The 16,010-nt window shown below is 71.6% G+C and carries 15 protein-coding genes; 4 read left to right on the forward strand and 11 right to left on the reverse strand.

What is annotated here, in order from left to right; genetic code table 11:
• Positions 1-5: 5 nt before the first annotated feature.
• From ABD298_RS12025 to ABD298_RS12045, 5 genes are all read right to left on the reverse strand, one after another.
• On the reverse strand, positions 6-161 hold the full coding sequence (locus tag ABD298_RS12025; protein WP_344299946.1) for a hypothetical protein: 156 nt from the start codon (positions 159-161) through the stop codon (positions 6-8).
• A gap of 80 nt (positions 162-241) precedes the next feature.
• A complete protein-coding gene (locus tag ABD298_RS12030; protein ID WP_344299947.1) occupies positions 242-1,570 on the reverse strand; it encodes an MFS transporter in 1,329 nt (442 codons plus the stop codon).
• A 92-nt stretch (positions 1,571-1,662) separates the two neighbouring features.
• Positions 1,663-2,688, reverse strand: a complete 1,026-nt coding sequence (locus ABD298_RS12035; protein WP_344299948.1) for an AraC family transcriptional regulator — start codon at positions 2,686-2,688, stop codon at positions 1,663-1,665.
• 85 nt (positions 2,689-2,773) lie between these two features.
• Complete coding sequence (locus ABD298_RS12040) at positions 2,774-3,898, reverse strand: LLM class flavin-dependent oxidoreductase (RefSeq protein ID WP_344299949.1); 1,125 nt, start codon at positions 3,896-3,898, stop codon at positions 2,774-2,776.
• 59 nt (positions 3,899-3,957) lie between these two features.
• Positions 3,958-4,491 (reverse strand): flavin reductase family protein, encoded by a 534-nt coding sequence (locus ABD298_RS12045; RefSeq protein ID WP_344299950.1) that lies wholly within the window; start codon positions 4,489-4,491, stop codon positions 3,958-3,960.
• Between the two features lie 213 nt (positions 4,492-4,704).
• Between ABD298_RS12045 and ABD298_RS12050 the strand changes: the two genes are divergently transcribed.
• Positions 4,705-5,484 (forward strand): cyclase family protein, encoded by a 780-nt coding sequence (locus ABD298_RS12050; protein WP_344299951.1) that lies wholly within the window; start codon positions 4,705-4,707, stop codon positions 5,482-5,484.
• Complete coding sequence (locus tag ABD298_RS12055; RefSeq protein ID WP_344299952.1) at positions 5,481-7,217, forward strand: thiamine pyrophosphate-binding protein; 1,737 nt, start codon at positions 5,481-5,483, stop codon at positions 7,215-7,217. Before ABD298_RS12050 ends, ABD298_RS12055 begins: the two co-directional genes overlap by 4 nt.
• On the opposite strand, the gene ABD298_RS12060 is transcribed toward ABD298_RS12055, so the two are convergent.
• Complete coding sequence (locus ABD298_RS12060; RefSeq protein ID WP_344299953.1) at positions 7,204-7,935, reverse strand: ABC transporter ATP-binding protein; 732 nt, start codon at positions 7,933-7,935, stop codon at positions 7,204-7,206. The genes ABD298_RS12055 and ABD298_RS12060 overlap by 14 nt on opposite strands.
• Before the next feature lie 42 nt (positions 7,936-7,977).
• Positions 7,978-9,105 carry an ABC transporter permease gene (locus ABD298_RS12065; protein WP_344299954.1) on the reverse strand — a complete coding sequence of 376 codons (1,128 nt, stop codon included), beginning with the start codon at positions 9,103-9,105 and terminating at the stop codon, positions 7,978-7,980.
• Positions 9,106-9,372: 267 nt separating this feature from the next.
• Here ABD298_RS12065 and ABD298_RS12070 point away from each other — a divergent pair, with 267 nt between their 5' ends.
• A complete protein-coding gene (locus ABD298_RS12070) occupies positions 9,373-10,620 on the forward strand; it encodes a sensor histidine kinase (RefSeq protein WP_344299956.1) in 1,248 nt (415 codons plus the stop codon).
• Entirely contained in the window at positions 10,617-11,276 is a 660-nt protein-coding gene (locus ABD298_RS12075) for a response regulator transcription factor (protein ID WP_344299957.1), read from the forward strand. Before ABD298_RS12070 ends, ABD298_RS12075 begins: the two co-directional genes overlap by 4 nt.
• Before the next feature lie 12 nt (positions 11,277-11,288).
• On the opposite strand, the gene ABD298_RS12080 is transcribed toward ABD298_RS12075, so the two are convergent.
• The 4 genes from ABD298_RS12080 to ABD298_RS12095 all read right to left on the reverse strand — a co-directional run bounded on the left by ABD298_RS12080 (position 11,289) and on the right by ABD298_RS12095 (position 16,009).
• On the reverse strand, positions 11,289-12,275 hold the full coding sequence (locus ABD298_RS12080; RefSeq protein ID WP_344299958.1) for an aldo/keto reductase: 987 nt from the start codon (positions 12,273-12,275) through the stop codon (positions 11,289-11,291).
• A gap of 95 nt (positions 12,276-12,370) precedes the next feature.
• Positions 12,371-13,768, reverse strand: a complete 1,398-nt coding sequence (locus ABD298_RS12085) for an MFS transporter (RefSeq protein ID WP_344299959.1) — start codon at positions 13,766-13,768, stop codon at positions 12,371-12,373.
• Positions 13,769-13,793: 25 nt separating this feature from the next.
• Positions 13,794-14,999 (reverse strand): cytochrome P450, encoded by a 1,206-nt coding sequence (locus ABD298_RS12090; RefSeq protein ID WP_344299960.1) that lies wholly within the window; start codon positions 14,997-14,999, stop codon positions 13,794-13,796.
• Positions 15,000-15,016: 17 nt separating this feature from the next.
• Positions 15,017-16,009 (reverse strand): PDR/VanB family oxidoreductase, encoded by a 993-nt coding sequence (locus tag ABD298_RS12095; protein WP_344299961.1) that lies wholly within the window; start codon positions 16,007-16,009, stop codon positions 15,017-15,019.
• Between the last annotated feature and the right edge of the window lies 1 nt (position 16,010).

Below are 16,010 nucleotides of genomic sequence, written 5' to 3' on the forward strand. Positions count from 1 at the left end.
GGGAGCTACTCGTCGCCGGTGGTGGCCTCCGGGTCCTCCTCCGGCTCGAAGGTCGTGGCCTCCTCGCCGGCGCCCAGGCCCACCCCTTCGTCGCTGTCGGGGATGCTCTCGCCCCTCGGCTCCTCCGGGATCGGCTCGCGCTCGTCGGGATTCGTGCCCATGGTCTGCCCCTCTCATCCGAGTTCAGCCTGCACGACTCAATATGCCGAATGGGATGCGGTGAGACCAGAGGGCGTGCCGCCTACGGCTTCTTCGGAATGAACGCCACGGCGGCGGCAGCGACGAGGCCGATCCCGGCGAAGATGACGAAGTTCCACTGGAACGGAAGCTGGACGGCGGCGATGACACCGCCGATCATCGGGCCCGCGATGGCCCCGATGCGGGCGAAGGAGAGCGCCCATCCGGTGGCGGTCCCGCGGGCGTGCGCGGGGTAGTAGTCGGCGACCCACCCGGTCAGGACGAGCGAGGTCGAGATCGACCCGACGCCGGCCACCGCGACGAACACGTAGTTCACGAACTGGCTGCCCGGGAACATGAGCGCCAGGATGCCCGCCGAGCCGAGGGCGTAGAAGACCACCAGGATGAGCTTCTTGCCGTACTTGTCCGCGACCCCGCCGATGAGGACGCCGCCGATCGCCGAGGCGAGCGAGAAGACGAGCAGGAACGTCAGCGACGAGCCGAGGTCGTAGCCGGCCTTCTTCATGATGGCCGGGAGCCACGTGTTGAGGCCGTAGACGAGGAGGAGGCCGCAGAAGAGCGAGATCCAGAAGCAGACGGTCGCCACGCCGTAGCGGCGGGAGAACATCGTGCCCAGGACGCTCTTCCACGAGGCGCCGGCCTCCTTGCCCGGATCGGCCCGAGGCGTCCAGTCCTCGGCGACGAACGGGGAGATGCCGAGCTTCCGGGCGAGCGTCTCGGCGCGGTCGCGGCGGCCCTTGGCCATGAGGAACTCGAGCGATTCGGGAACGAAGGCGAGGATGAGCGGCAGGATCACCAGCGGTGCGGCCCCGAGTCCGATCACCCACCGCCAGCCGAGCGTGGGCAGGAACGCGAGCGCGCAGAGCGCCGAGACCACGATGCCGAGCGAGTAGCCCGAGTACATGAGCCCGTAGTTGTAGGAGCGCTTGGTGGGCGCCGAGTACTCGATGGTGAGGGCCGCGGCGACCGGGATGATGCCGCCCATGCCGAGGCCGCCCAGCAGGCGGAACAGGCCGAACAGCTCGGGCGTCGGAGCGAAGGCTGCGCCGAGCTGGGTCGTGGTGAAGATGAGCATGGAGACCGCGAGCATCCGGCGGCGCCCGAACAGGTCCGAGAGGGTGCCGATGAACATCGCGCCGATCAGCATGCCCACGAGGGCGTACGAGCCGAGGCCGCCTAGGGCCAGCGGGCTCAGGTTCCACGGCCTGTAGTCGGCCAGAGCCGGCAGGACGGCGCCGAGGACGCCGACGTCGTAGCCTTCGGCGAGGATGGCCAGCCAGCAGCAGAAGAGGACTTTCGAGGTGGTGCTCTTCGGCACCGGCCAGGCTCCGGCCCGGCTTCCGGTGACGGTGGACGACGGCGCAGCGGCCATGGGCGGACTCCTCGTTGAGTTGCGCGGTTGTGACGTGCGTCACCGAACGACCATAAGACGCACGCATGACGACCGTCAAGGAAGAACGATAATCAGCTGCCTGAAGGACCGGTCCTCCGCAGCGTAGCCGACGGCGGCTCACCGAACCGCTCGGTGTAGTAGGCCGCGAACCGGCCGAGGTGGCTGAAGCCGACGCGGGCGGCCACGGAGGCGACAGTCCGCCCGCCCGCTGCGGCGTCCAGGAGCAGGGACCTGGCCCGCTCGAGCCTGAGCCGGCGCAGGTACTGCGCGGGCGGCATGCCGACGTGCTCGGCGAACGCGGCATGCAGCTGGCGCGGACTGATCCTGACCGCCGCGGCGAGGTCCTCGACCCGCAGGTCCTCCCCCAGATGGGCCTCCATCACGCGCTGGGCCTCGCGCACGTAGCGGGGACCAGGGTCTGCCATCCCCACCGCGTGCGGGCTGGCCACGGTGGGCCCGAGGTGCGGCGCGAGTCCCATCGCCATGGTGGACATGAGGGAGGACAGGAGCGCGCGCTGCGTCACGTCGTCGGGCTCGGCCGTTGCCCCGAGGACGCGGCAGGCCTCGAACCACGCCGACTGGACCAGCGTGGGGGAGGCCAGCCGCAGCGGCCTCTCGGAGGAGAGCTCGAGCGGCGCGCCGAGCGGGCGCGCGAGAAGCGACTCGAGGTGCGCCTCCACGGCGTCGGCCGGCACGGAGCCCACGAGGGCACCCCGCTCGAGGTCCGGTGACATGGCGGTGCTGTGGCACGAGCTGAGTGCGAACGGCTCCCGGGCCACCCAGCGGTGGCCGTTCGACTCGACCTCCATCGGGCCCAGGGGAAGCACGACGACGACCTGCCGCCCCGACGGCGGGCTGTCCACGAGCACGGGCGCGCCGTAGGCGACATGGACGATGCCCAGCGGACCGAGGGCGAGCCCGTCGACCGCGCCCGCAAGCTCCCGCCGCCCGCGCAGACGGAGGACGTGATGCTCCCGGGTCAGACCGTCGACGGCCTCGCGGATCACCGTCGGCGAGCTGCTGCGCACGAGCGGCCTGCCGCCGAGGATCCCCCTGGTGCCGGGGAGCGGATCGGACGGCAGGCTCACTGCGGCCACATTGCCTCCTCGGGGATGACCAGTCACCCCATGATACCGGGACGTGACGGGCGTCACGGAACGGGCGCGGTCCGTGACGCCGGGGTCAGCGGGCGGCCGCGAGAGAGGCGTCGGGCAGGCGCACGCCCTTCGCCTCGAGCCGCGGCAGGACCTCCTGGGCGAAGTAGGGCAGCTCGCCCGCGTAGTCCACGAAGGCTAGCGTCATCCCGTCGAAGCCGGCGAGGTGCACGCGTTCGATGGCGTCAGCGACGTCGTCGGGCGTGCCGAACATCGGCAGCGAGCCGTGGCCGGAGGCGAAGCGGCTGCGCATCGTGGCCAGCATCTCGGGAGTGAAGGACTGCGCGTGCAGCCCCTGGAGCCCCATGAGGTAGTCCACGGCGCCCCAGTCGGCGTTCTCCTCGGCGTAGTAGCGCACGTACTCTTCGGCCTCGGCACGCGTCGGGCGGCAGACGGCGTGCCCGAGCGTCAGGACGCCCACATCCCGGCCGTGCTCGGCGCGCGCCTGCTCCTTGAGGCCGGCGGCGATGCCGGCCCCCGTCTCGGTGTCGGGAATGATCGTGAAGACGAAGTCGGAGTTCCGGGCGGCGAACTCGCGGCCCTGGCGCGACGAGCCCGCATTGAGCACGGGCACGCGGCCGCCGCGCGGCTTGGGCTCGGACTCGATGTGGGCCAAATTGAAGTACGTGCCCGCATGGTCGAAGATGTCGCTGCGCGACCAGGCGTCGCGGATCACGTCCCACCACTCCTGCGCGAACGCGTAGCGGTCGTCGTGTGCCTGGGGCATGTCCACGCCCATGGTCTCGTACTCGGGCTGGTTCCACCCGGCGACGATGTTGAGGCCGGCGCGGCCGCCGCCGCCGATCTGGTCGAGGGTCGCGATGGCCTTGGCGACCGCGAGAGGGTGGTTGAAGGCCGTGTGGATCGTGGAGAACACGTTGATCCGCTCGGTGGAGGCGAGGATGCCCGCGGCCCACACGATCGGGTCGAGGACGTGTCCGTGGAAGTTGGTCTCGCCCTTGTAGCCGATCCAGCGGGCGATCGGCAGGAGGAAGTCGATGCCGGCCGCGTCCGCGATCTTCGCGAGGCGGAGGTTGTCCTCCCAGCTCGCGCTCCAGCGCTCATCGATCTTCGTCACGGCGAGACCGCCCGAGCAGTTGGGGGAGAAGAGGCCGAGCTTGAATCCGCGGCCGTCGAGGATGCTGCGCGTCATGGTGAACTCCTTCGTTCGGTGGGTTGTGTGGTGGGAAGCGGGTTGGGCCGGGTGGGTGCTCACACTCCCCGGAGCGCCCGGAGATCGAGCGGGCGGGCGCCGTCGCGCTCCTCGATGCGCTCGACGCGGCCGACGACGATGGCGTGGTCGCCGCCGTCGTACGTCTTCCAGACGCGGCAGTCGAGGCGGGCGACGCCGGCGTCGAGCGCCGGGGTGCCGAGGTGGGTGAGGTCCGGGGCCAGGCCGGCGAACTTGTCCGCGCCGCGGGTGGCGAAGCGGGGGACGAGAGCGGCGTCCTCCTCGGCGAGGATGTGCACCGAGAACGAGTCCGCGCACATCCACGCGCCGAAGCTCGTCGAGGCGCGGTCCACGCACCACGAGACGAGCGGCGGGTCGAGCGAGACGGAGGTGAAGCTGTTGCAGACCAGGCCGATGGGAGCATGCCCCTCGGGGCGGGCGGTGACGATGGTGACGCCCGTGGTCCAGTGGCGCATGGCCTGACGCAGCGCCTGCGCCACGACCGGCGGGGTGAGTGCTGTTTCGATGGTGACCTCCAGGGGTCGGCCCCGGGGAAGGGGTTTCGGGGATGGCATCGATGCTCCCGGTCCGCCGGCCGCCGCGGCTATCCGCTGACTGCGGTCTCCTGTCCGATTCCCGCGGCGCCGCCGCGCGGGGAACCCGGATTCTGGAAGACTCTAGGCAGCCCTCGGAACGCGATGTACCGTAGCGGACTATGGACCTTTCGTGACGGAGGTCACGGAATCAGGTTATGCGCCACTGGTGTGCGCCCGGACGAAGGAGTCCCCATGCCCCTGCCCACCCTCATCGAGTCCCTCGCCGCCGGCACCACGCGCGTCGTCGACCTCACGAACCGGCTCTCCCCCCAGACGCCGACGCTGCGGCTCCCCGAGCCGTTCGCGAACCTCGTGGACTTCAGCCTCGAGGAGGTCTCGGCGTACAACGAGCCGGGCCCGTTCTGGAAGCACCACAACATCTCCACCGGCGAGCACATCGGCACCCACCTCGACGCACCCGTCCACTGGGCCACTGGCAGGGACGGCAAGGATGTCGCCTCGATCGAGCCCGGCCGCCTGGTCGGGCCGGCCTGCGTCCTGGACGTGGCCGCGCAGGTGGCCGAGGACCCCGACTTCCTCGTGGACATCGAGCACATCGAGGCCTGGCAGGACGAGTATGGGCCGCTGCCCGAGAACGCGTGGCTCCTGGTACGCACCGGCTGGGAGGCGTACGCGCAGGACCGGGAGCGCTTCCTCAACGCGGACGAGAACGGACCGCACTCCCCCGGCTTCACCGCGCGGTGCGCGCAGTGGCTCGCTGAGTCGACGCCCCTCTCGGGTGTGGGCGTGGAGACCGTGGGGATCGACGCCGGGTCGGCCGGGGGGATGGAGCCGCCGTTCCCGATGCACCACTTCCTCCTCGGGCACGACAAGTACGGCATCACGTCGCTGCAGAACCTGGGCGAACTGCCGACCACCGGCGCGCTCGTCGTCGTCGCGCCCCTGCCGATCGTGGGCGGGACCGGCTCTCCGGCCCGCGTCCTCGCGTTCGTGCAGGAGGGCGCAGCGTGAGCGGCGCATCCGCGGGGGTGGGCGCCGAGACAGTCGCCGAGGTCGTTGCACGCACGCTTGCCGAGCTCGGGGCGGGGCACTGCTTCGGAGTGGTCGGCTCGGGGAACTTCGCGGTCACGAACGCGCTCGTCGCGAGCGGCGTCCCGTTCACCGCCGCCCGGCACGAGGGCGGGGCCGCGACCATGGCCGACGCCTACGCCCGCATGTCCGGCAAGGTCGGCCTCGTCTCGGTCCACCAGGGCTGCGGGCTGACGAACGCGACCACCGGCATCGGCGAGGCCGCCAAGTCCCGCACCCCGCTCATCGTCCTCGCCGCGGAGACGGCAGGCGCTGCCGTGCACTCGAACTTCGCGATGGACCAGGCCGCGCTCGCCCGGTCGGTCGGCGCGGTGCCCGAGCGCGTCCACTCCGCCGCGTCTGCCGTCGCGGACACCGTGCGAGCCTTCCGGACCGCACTCGAGGGCCGGCGCACGGTCGTGCTGAACCTGCCGCTCGACGTGCAGGTGCAGGAACTGCACAGCACCGCGCACGACGCCGGCCACGCGCCGTCGTCCGGCGCCTCGCCGCTGCGGGTCGCACCCCCGGCGCCGGTGCGCCCTGCCGAGGACTCGGTGCGCACCTTCGCCGAGCTGCTTGCGACGGCCGAGCGGCCGGTGTTCGTCGCCGGGCGCGGGGGCCGCGGGGCCCGCAAGGAGATCCTGGCGCTGGCCGAGCACTCGGGGGCCCTCGTGGCGACCTCCGCGGTCGCGAAGGGCCTCTTTGCCGGGGAGCCGTTCAGCCTCGGCATCTCGGGCGGCTTCTCCTCACCCACGACGGCGGAGCTCATCGCGGGCGCGGACCTGATCGTCGCGTTCGGGTGCGCGCTGAACATGTGGACGATGCGACACGGGAACCTCATCGGTGCGGACACCGCCGTCGTGCAGGTGGACCTGGACCACGCGGCGCTGGGCGCGCACCGCCCCGTGACGCTCGCGGTCGTCGGGGACTCCGGGGCCACCGCGGCCGCCGTGCTCGAGGCGCTCGCCGGCGCCGCGCCGCGGACGGCGTACCGCACCGAGGAGGTGCGCGAGCGCATCGCGGCCGGTTCCCGGTGGCAGGACGTGGAGACGGAGGACCTCTCGGGGCCCGGCGCGGACGGGCTGGAGCGGATCGACCCGCGCGAGCTCACCCGCCGCCTCGACGCGCTCCTGCCCGCGGAGCGGATCGTCGCCGTCGACTCGGGGAACTTCATGGGCTACCCGAGCCAGTACCTCGACGTCCCCGACGAGTTCGGGTTCTGCTTCACGCAGGCTTTCCAGTCGATCGGGCTGGGACTCGCGACGGCGATCGGCGCCGCACTCGCCCAGCCGGGGCGCCTTCCGGTGCTCGGCTCGGGCGACGGCGGATTCCTCATGGGCCTGTCCGAGCTCGAGACCGCGGTGCGGCTGAGGCTGCCGCTCGTGTGCCTCGTGTACAACGACGCGGCTTACGGGGCGGAGGTGCACCACTTCGGTGTCGACGATCCCGGCGTGGACCTCTCCACGGTGACGTTCCCGGAGACGGACATCGCGTCCATCGCCCGAGGGATCGGGTGCGAGGCCGCGACGGTCCGGACGCTGGACGATCTCGACGCCGTGGGGCGCTGGCTGGCCTCCGGCCCGAATGGGGTCCCGGACCGGCCGCTCGTGCTCGACGCGAAGGTCGCCTCCGACGGCGGCGCCTGGTGGCTGCAGGAGGCGTTCAAGGGGCACTGAGCGAGGGGAAGTCCCCCGTCCCCGCGGCGGGGACGGGGGCGGCGAGCCTGCCGTCGCGCATGGTCGCGACCGAGTCCGTCAGCGGAACGAATTCGGTGTCGTGCGTGACCATGACGGTGGCGACCCTGAACTCGTCGGTGATGCGCCGCAGGAGCCGGACGATGGACTCGCTGCGTTCGTGGTCAAGAGCCGCGGTGGGCTCGTCCACGAGCAGGACTTTGGGTTCGCCCATGAGCGCCCGGGCGATGTTGACCCGCTGGCGTTGGCCGCCGGAGAGCTGGTGCGGGCGCTTGTCAGCGCTCGGGGCGAGCCCGACGACGTCGAGCATCTCTGCGGCCTTCGCGCGCGCGGCCTTGGCGGGACGCCCGCGCAGATGGTCGCCGATGACGAGCTGTTCTGCCGCGGACAGCGACGCGAGCAGGTTCGGCTGCTGGAAGATGAGGCCGACCTTCTCGCGGCGGAGCACCGCGAGGTCCTTGTCCCCGAGGCCTGTCGCATCGGTGCCGTCGATGAGCACCAGGCCGTGGGTGGGGCGGATGAGGGTGGCTGCGACGGCGAGCAGGCTGGACTTGCCGGAACCTGACGGGCCCACGAGGGAGACCATCTGGCCGCCATGGACGCTGAGATCGACGGCGTCGAGGGCTCTGACGGTTCCGTCGCCGTCCGGGTACTCGAGGGTGACGTTGACGAGGGCCAGGGGAGCGGGAGTGGAGGACATGATGATGCTTCCTTGAGGTTCAGGGCCGGGCTGCGGCGTGGATCAGTTGCCGCCGAGCGCGACGAGGGCGTCGACCTTGGTGACTTGGCGGACGGCCAGGGCCGCCCCGGCCAGGCCGAGGGCGACGATCCCGACGACGGGCAGCAGTGTCGTGGCCGGGGTGATGAGGAAGGGTGCGGCTGTCGCTGCCACCAGGCCGCCGAGGACACCGACCACGCCCCCGAGTCCGGCCCCGGCGAGCAGGACGATGGCTGCTTGGGCGAGGGCGTCGCGGAGGAGGTAGCCTGCGGAGGCCCCCATCGCCTTGAGCACCGCGATGTCACGGGTGCGCTGGACAGTCCAGACTGTCAGGAAGGCCACGATGACCAGCGCAGAGATGCCGTAAAGGAAGCCCTGCATCAGGGTCAGGGAGCCGTTCTCGCTCTTGTAGGAGCCCAGCGCCTGGAAGGAACCCGTGCGGGAGGCGCTGACTGTGTGCGCGGCGGTGTTGGCGGCGGCTTCGTCAACGGCGGCACCGTTCTGGTAGGTGACCGCGGCCACGGTGGCGAGCTGTCCAGGACTGCTGACGTGGGCGAGCCTGGACCAGGTCGGCAGGGCGGTCCAGACGACGCTGGTGTGGGAGTACCACTGGTCGTCGACGACGGCGCTGACGGTCAGGTCGATGCTGCCGACCCTGGCCGTGTCGCCGGCTCCCAGGGACAGGGCGGTGGCGACGGTCCTGCCTATGACGACCGCGTCAGCGCCGACGCCGGACGGGGCGAGCCGCCCGTCGGGTGCGACGCCGAAGACGGCGACGTTGGCGGTGCCGGCGCCGCTGCCCCCGATGACGGCCTGGAGGCGGCTCTGACTGATGCCGAGGGGCTCCGCGGCCTGCACGCCCGGGGCGTTCTTCCAGGTCTCGACCTGGTCGGCGCTGATCTCGCTCTCCGTGAACGAGGCCTTGGGCTCGCTCGTGCCCGGGGCTCCGAAGACGATGGTGTCAACGGCCATCGACGGGACCCCCGCGGGGCTGACGGCGCCGAGTCTGGCGATGGCTGAGGTCGACTGGTTCCCCAGGCCGGCCGTGAGCCCGGAGAGCATGACGAGGAGCAGGGTGATCAGGGCGACGACTCCGCCCATCAGGGCGAATCGTCCCTTGGCATAACGAATGTCGCGGACAGCTAGGAACATGTTCCGTCTTCTTTCAGTGGGGTGTCTGGCAGCCGAAAGGCTCTCGGATCCACTCTCCCGCGGGCCGGGGCGCACATCATCGTGCAGGCGGTTGACCCCGCAGGAGGAACGGCTGATATCCGGGTCAACCATTCGGTTGACCCCACCTGATCCGGACGCGCATACGCTGGTACAGTGCCTGCCGCAGACCCACCCCCCGCACCGGACAGCTCTCGTCCTCGGGACCCGGGCGGGGACCTTCCCAGCGATCCCGGCACGGCGCCGACTGTGGTGATCCTGCGCGTCCTGAGGGTCACGCTGCACGTCGGCTTCGCCGCCCTGCTCGGCGTGGCGGTCGTGAGGCTGCTGAGCACGGGGCAGGCCGGCGTGCTGGGCTACGTCTGGACCGCGACCGCGTGTGTCCTGGCCGGCGTCTACCTCACCGGGACGCTGCAGGAGAAGCGCTTCGCCGCGGCCGGAACCGGCATGGACCCTCGTCGCTACGGAGTCCTCTGGCTGGGGATCGTCACCGCGCTCTGGCTCGTCCTGCTGTCCGCGAGCGCCGAGTTCTCCTGGCTCGCGTTCCCCCTCTTCTTCCTCCACCTGCACGTTCTGCCGCGGCGGGTGGCGCTGCTGACCATCACGCTGATGACGGCAGCAGTCGTCGCCGCGCAGTGGGCCTCCAGCGGGCTGCCCGCCCCCCAGCCGGCAATGGTCATCGGCCCGCTCTTCGGTGCTGGGTTCTCCATCGTGACGGGGCTTGCCTACCGGGCGCTCTACCGGGAAGCGGAGCGCCAGCGCCGGGCAGTCGATGAACTGCGAAGGACCCGCACAGAGCTGGCCGCATCGCAGCACGACGCCGGGGTCCTCGCCGAGCGCGAGCGGCTGGCCCGGGAAATCCACGACACGCTCGCCCAAGGCCTCTCGAGCATCGTCCTGATGGCCCGCGCGGCGGAGAAGTCCCTCGCCGACGGCGACGCTGCCACCGCCGCCGCGCGCCTCGCCCTCGTGCAGCAGACCGCGTCGGAGAACCTCTCGGAAGCCCGCAGCTTCGTCCGAGGGCTCTCCTCCCCGCAGCTGCAGGGGGCTTCCCTTCTGGAGAGCCTGCGCCGGCTGTGCGAGCGCACCGAGACCACTGCCGCGGCCCGCGGCGTGCGGCTGCGGTGCAGGGTCGAACTCGACGGGGAGCCAGCGGAGCTGCCCCAGCCCTATCGGGTGACACTCCTCCGGGCGGCCGAAGCAAGCCTCGCAAACGTCGCGGACCACGCCGGCGCCAGCAACGCCGTCGTGACCCTCGCCTTCCTGGGCAGCGACGTCGCCTTGGACATCTACGATGACGGCGTCGGATTCGACCCCGGCACCCTGGCGGCGCAGACCGCTGCGCGGACTGACGGGACCGGCTATGGGATCCGGTCGCTGCAGCAGCGGGTGCAGGAGCTGGACGGTTCCCTCGACCTGGAGTCGGTTCCCGGGGAGGGGACGGTGGTCGCGGTGCGCCTGCCCCTGCGAGAGGTCGCCGGGAGGACGGAACGATGAAGGAGATCCGCGTTGTGCTCGTCGATGACCATCCGGTGGTCCGGGCCGGGCTGAGGGCGATGCTCACGGCGTTCGAGGGGATCTCCGTCGCGGCGGAGGCGGCCGACGGCGACGCGGCACTGAAAGAGCTGGAACGGCTGAGGATTCTGGCGGACAGGGTCGACGTGGTGCTCATGGACCTGCAGATGGGGGCCGGAATGGACGGCGTCACGGCCACTTCGCGGATCAGGCAGCTGGAGGGCCCCCCACCTGTCCTGATCCTGACCACGTATGACACCGACGCCGACATCCTGGCGGCAGTGGAGGCAGGCGCAAGCGGCTACATGCTCAAGGACGCCCCTCCGGAGCAGATCCACCAGGCCGTGCTGGCTGCCGCCGCTGGCCAGACGGCGCTGGCGCCGCGGGTCGCGGCCCTGCTGATGGACAGGATCAGCAATCCCGTCCCGTCGCTCACCCCACGGGAGATCCAGCTTCTCGAGCTGCTCGCCACCGGCCTGTCCAACCGGGCCATCGCCAAGCGGGTCTTCATCTCCGAGGCGACCGTCAAGACCCACCTCGTGCACATCTACGGCAAACTCGGGGTGGACAACCGCACGGCAGCCATCGCCGCCGCCACCCAGCGCCGCATCATCCGGGGCCCCGGCGCCCAGGGCTGAGCATGCCTGGTCCTACCAGCGCGGGTGGACCGCCTCGCGGAAGTACGCGTCGTAGATCCGCCGCACCCCGGCGTCGAACTCCGGGCCCAGACGGCCTGCGGCGTCGGCAGCCGCGGCGTTAGCCCTCGCCTGGGCAGCGTTCCTCGCCCCGGGGATCGCGGTGGTGACCCCCGGCTGGGAGATGATCCATGCCAGGGCGGCCTGCGCGGTCGTCAGGCCCTCCGGGACGAGCTTCTGGAACTCGGCCACGGCGTCGAGGCCCTGCTCGAAGTCAACGCCGGAGAACGTCTCCCCCACGTCGAAGGCCGAGCCGTCCCGGTTGTAGCTGCGGTGGTCGCGCTCGTCGAACCGGGTGCTGCGGCTGTACTTCCCGCTGAGCAGGCCTGAGGCCAGCGGCACCCGCACGATGATCCCGACGCCCGCCTCCTGGGCGGCTGGGAAGACCTCCTCCTGGGGCTTGAGCCGGAACGAGTTGAAGATGATCTGCACGGTGGCGACACCGGGCCGGGCAATCGCGGCGAGGGCTTCCTCGGTCCTCTCGACGCTGACGCCGTAGCTGCGCATGACGCCCTCCTCGACGAGCTGGTCGAGGGCGTCGAAGACCCGGTCGTCCGAGTAGACGGGGGTGGGCGGGCAGTGCAGCTGGACCAGGTCGAGGGTGTCCTGGCCGAGGTTGCGGCGGGAACGGTCGAGCCACCGGCGGAAGTTCTCGAGGGTGTAGTTCTCGGGAACCTGGGGCACGCGCCGGCCCATCTTGGTCGCCACCGTGATGCCGGCGTCGGGATGTGCCGCGAGCCAGGCACCGATGGTCTGCTCGCTGCGGCCGTCGCCGTAGACGTCGGCCGTGTCGAAGAACCTCACGCCGGATTCGGCTGCCGCGTCGAGCACCTGGGCGGCGTCGGCTGCGCCGACCTCGCCCCAGTCGGACCCCAACTGCCACGTTCCGAGGCCGATCGGCGAAACGATCCGGCCAGTCCGTCCCAGCACACGCTCTTCCATGGTGTCCGACTATAGTGCGCTGGCTCACGCAGGGCGGCGGACGCACGGGCAGGGGCCACGCGACCGGTCGTCGCGCGGCCCCTGCCGGTATCGGATCAGGCGGCGGGCACCGGCGCCGCGTCGAGGCCGAGGCGGCGGCGGTCGCGCTGCTGGTTGATGAAGACCAGGGACAGCACGCCGCAGGCCAGGAGGAGGCCGCCGGCGAGCGCGAAGGAGGCCGAGTACCCGGCGGCCTGCGTCGCCGCGCCGCCGATGAGGAAGCCGGAGACCGCGGGGGCGAAGACGCCGCCGGTGGTGAACACGGCGTTGGCGATGGAGAGGTTCGCCCCGCGCTGGGCCACCGAGGTCAGCTCCGCGACCACGAGGTAGCTGAGGGCGAACAGCGCCGGCGCGGTGCCGAAGCCGAACACCATGAGCGCGACCGCGACCACCGGGTCCGGCACGAGGGAGGCGGCGAGGAGGGCCGCTCCCCCGAAGACCGCGCCGCTGCCGAGGACCCAGGCCCGCGACTTGCGGGTGGGGACGCCGCGCAGGTGGAGGCGCTGCGTGAGGGCGCTCAGGCCCACGGTCGCGATGGCGCCCCAGGCGGCCGGGAGGGCGATGAGGCTGCCGGCCTGCTGCCCCGTGAGCCCCAGGACGGTCTGGAAGTAGGCCGGGCCCCAGGACATCGCGAGGGTGAAGGTCCAGTAGCCGAAGAACGAGGTCAGCACCGCGAAGATCCAGCTCGGGGACAGGATGGTCCGCAGGTAGGGCACGCGGTTCTCCACCACGGCGGTGGCGGACGACGGCGTGGCGGCGCCGGCGCGTGCGGGCCGGTCGCCGTCGAGCTTCAGCTCGGCCGCGCGGCTCGTGTACGGGCCCTCCTTGCCGACGATGAGCCAGTAGGCGGCGAACGCGAGGCCCACGACGGCGAGCAGCGCGAAAGCGGCGTGCCAGCCGTAGGCGCCGATCACCCAGGCGAGCACGGGGGCGAAGGCCACGATGCCGAGCGTGACGCCGGAGGAGGCCAGCGCGGCGGGGGTGGCGCCCTTCTTCTCTGGGAACCACTTGTAGACGCCGTGCATCATGACCGGTGCGAGCGGGCCCTCGCCGGCGCCGAGGAGGAGCCTGCTGACCCAGAGGGCGGGCAGCGAGGAGAAGACGAGGATCGGGGCCTGGGCCACCGACCAGAGGATGCAGATGACCAGCAGGATCCAGCGGCTCTGGACCTTGTTCGCCAGCGGGGCGGCGACCAGCTGTGCCACGCCGAACGTGAAGAACATGGCGCTGCTGACGAGGCCGAACATCTCCGGGGTGATCTGGAGGTCCTTCATGATGGGCACGGCCGCGAGGCCCAGGACGGCCTTGTCCGCCCAGCTGAGCATCATGAGGAACAGCAGCGAGACGGTGACAAGCCAGCCGTAGCGGCGGCGCTTCTCGTAGGACCAGGCGGCCGGGTCCTTCGACACGGCGGGGAGCGCCTGTGGCGGCGTGGGGGGAGCAAGCTGGGTCATGGGTCTACTCCTTCGTAGAACCGGCTCACGCGGCAGCGGAGACCTTGAGGGGGATGGAGGTGAAGAAGTGGAGGGTGTTGTGGAGCTCCTGGACGGGGTCGCCGTCGAGCTCGAGGGTGGCGGCCCGCGCCACGAGTGCCTTGAGGACCAGTTCGATCTCGAGGCGGGCGATGGGCTGGCCGATGCACTGGTGCAGTCCCATGCCGAAGGCGACGTGCCCGGTCGCGTTGCGATCCAGGTCGAAGTCCGACGCCGTGTCGCCCCACCGCCGGGGGTCGCGGTTGGCGGCGCCGAGGAAGAGCAGGATCTTCGAGTCGGCCGGGATGTGCACCCCGGCGAGCTCGGAGTCCGCGGTTGCGGTGCGGTGGAACATCTGGAACGGTGACTGGAGGCGCAGTGCCTCGTCGACGGCGAACTTCACGAGGTGCGGCTCGCGTCGCAGCCGCGCCCACTGCTCGGGCTCGCGGGCCAGGCACAGGAGCGTGTTGCCGATGCCTGCCACGGTCGTGTCGACGCCCGCGGAGAGCAGCGCCCGCACGAGCAGCGAGGCCTCCTGGTCGGTGATGTTGCCGAGGTCGGCCTGCTCCCAGATCTTCTCCCCGAACCCGCCGGGCATGAGGCTTCCGCGGGCGCACGCCCACTCGACCCAGGCGGCCACGGACTCGGCCCCCACGAAGGCGCGCTCGTAGATCTCGTTGCGCGGGCCGAAGGCGTTGAAGGCCATGCTGCCGTAGGGCAGGAGGTTCTCCCGTCCCGAGTCGGGGATGCCGACGGCGTCGGGGAAGACGCGCAGCGGGTAGACCTGCGCGAGGTCCGTCACGGCGTCGAACGCGCCGCGGGCCACGAGCGAGCCGGCGAGGCTCTCTGCGGGCGGGGTGAAGCCGGCCGCGAGGTCCCGGACCGAGCCGGGGTGGATGACCTTCGACAGGCCCCGCCGCATCGCGGTGTGGGTGGGCGGGTCCGACTCGAGGATGCCGGCTGGGCGCCACTCGGCCTGCTTGCGGATGTCCTTCGGGCCGACTCCGCCGGAGGAGCAGTAGGTCTCGAAGTCCATGAGGACCTCGCGGACGGGGTCGAAGTGGGTGACGGCGTAGACGCCGTACTTCTCGAGGTAGACCACGGGGCCGGCCTCGCGCAGGGTCTCGTGGAGGGCGTAGCGGCCCACGAGGTTCTCGGGGGCGAAGGGGTCCGCGTCGAGGATCGGCGCCTCGCGGTGGGTCAGAAGCGACATCGTGTTCTCCGTAGGTCTCAGAGGTCGAGGGTGAGGCGGCTGCAGCCGGAGGCGGCGCGGGAGACGCAGACCATCATCGTGGCGCTGCGGGCCCGGTCCTCGGGGCTGAGGATGGCGTCGCGGTGGTCCACCTCGCCGGCGAGGACGGGGATCTCGCACGTGCCGCAGACCCCCTGGCGGCATGAGGAGAGGACGCGGATGCCGGCCTCCTCGACGGCGTCGAGGACGGTGCGGTCCGCGGCGACCTCGACGACGCGGCCGGTCCGGCTCAGCTCGACCTCGAACGGGCCCGCGGACCCGCTGGCGCCCGGGGCGGCGGCGAAGCGTTCGAGGTGCAGGGCGCCGGCGGGCCAGCCGAGGCAGTAGTCCTCGATGGCGTCGAGGAGGCGCTGGGGGCCGCACGCGTAGACGAGGGTGAGCGCCCGCGGAACGCCGAGGAGCGCCTCGAGGTCCAGCCGGCCCGACTCCTCCGAGGGGAAGAGCAGCACGCGCTCGGGGCCGTAGGCCTCCAGGAGCTCCTGCGCGAAGGCCATGGTCGCGAGGCTGCGGCCGCCGTACGCGAGGCGCCACTCCTTGCCCGCCTGCTCCGCCGCCTCGATCATCGCGAGCATCGGCGTGATGCCGATCCCGCCGGCGATGAAGAGGTACTTGCGCGAGGGGGCCAGGGAGAAGTTGTTGCGGGGGCCTCCGACGACGACCCGGGTGCCCGGGGTGAGCTCCTCGTGGACGTACGCCGAGCCGCCGCGGGACTCGGGCTCGCGCAGGACGGCGATCTCGAGGCTCGCGCGGTTGGCCGGCGAGGAGCAGATCGAGTACTGGCGCGTGTGCCCGGGGAGGTGCAGGTCGATGTGCGCTCCGGCCTCCCACTCGGGGAACAGGCCGCCGCCCGCGGGGCGGAGCGTGAGGTGGGCGACGCCGTCGGCTGCCTCGCGGCGCTCGGCGACGAGCGCGTCCAGCGTCGCGGAGACCGGCAGGAGGTGCTCCATGTCTGCCTCGGCCTGTGCCGTCATC

Source organism: Sinomonas flava, assembly GCF_039531875.1.
GTDB lineage: Bacteria > Actinomycetota > Actinomycetes > Actinomycetales > Micrococcaceae > Sinomonas > Sinomonas flava.

Bases quoted from the DNA above. Each gene is read 5' to 3' on its own strand.
- ABD298_RS12080 (WP_344299958.1), bottom strand. From the start codon at position 12,275: ATGGAAGAGCGTGTGCTGGGACGGACTGGCCGGATCGTTTCGCCGATC.
- ABD298_RS12030 (WP_344299947.1), bottom strand. From the start codon at position 1,570: ATGGCCGCTGCGCCGTCGTCCACCGTCACCGGAAGCCGGGCCGGAGCC.
- ABD298_RS12060 (WP_344299953.1), bottom strand. From the start codon at position 7,935: ATGTCCTCCACTCCCGCTCCCCTGGCCCTCGTCAACGTCACCCTCGAG.
- ABD298_RS12065 (WP_344299954.1), bottom strand. From the start codon at position 9,105: ATGTTCCTAGCTGTCCGCGACATTCGTTATGCCAAGGGACGATTCGCC.
- ABD298_RS12050 (WP_344299951.1), top strand. From the start codon at position 4,705: ATGCCCCTGCCCACCCTCATCGAGTCCCTCGCCGCCGGCACCACGCGC.
- ABD298_RS12085 (WP_344299959.1), bottom strand. From the start codon at position 13,768: ATGACCCAGCTTGCTCCCCCCACGCCGCCACAGGCGCTCCCCGCCGTG.
- ABD298_RS12095 (WP_344299961.1), bottom strand. From the start codon at position 16,009: ATGACGGCACAGGCCGAGGCAGACATGGAGCACCTCCTGCCGGTCTCC.
- ABD298_RS12045 (WP_344299950.1), bottom strand. From the start codon at position 4,491: ATGCCATCCCCGAAACCCCTTCCCCGGGGCCGACCCCTGGAGGTCACC.
- ABD298_RS12025 (WP_344299946.1), bottom strand. From the start codon at position 161: ATGGGCACGAATCCCGACGAGCGCGAGCCGATCCCGGAGGAGCCGAGG.
- ABD298_RS12090 (WP_344299960.1), bottom strand. From the start codon at position 14,999: ATGTCGCTTCTGACCCACCGCGAGGCGCCGATCCTCGACGCGGACCCC.
- ABD298_RS12075 (WP_344299957.1), top strand. From the start codon at position 10,617: ATGAAGGAGATCCGCGTTGTGCTCGTCGATGACCATCCGGTGGTCCGG.
- ABD298_RS12040 (WP_344299949.1), bottom strand. From the start codon at position 3,898: ATGACGCGCAGCATCCTCGACGGCCGCGGATTCAAGCTCGGCCTCTTC.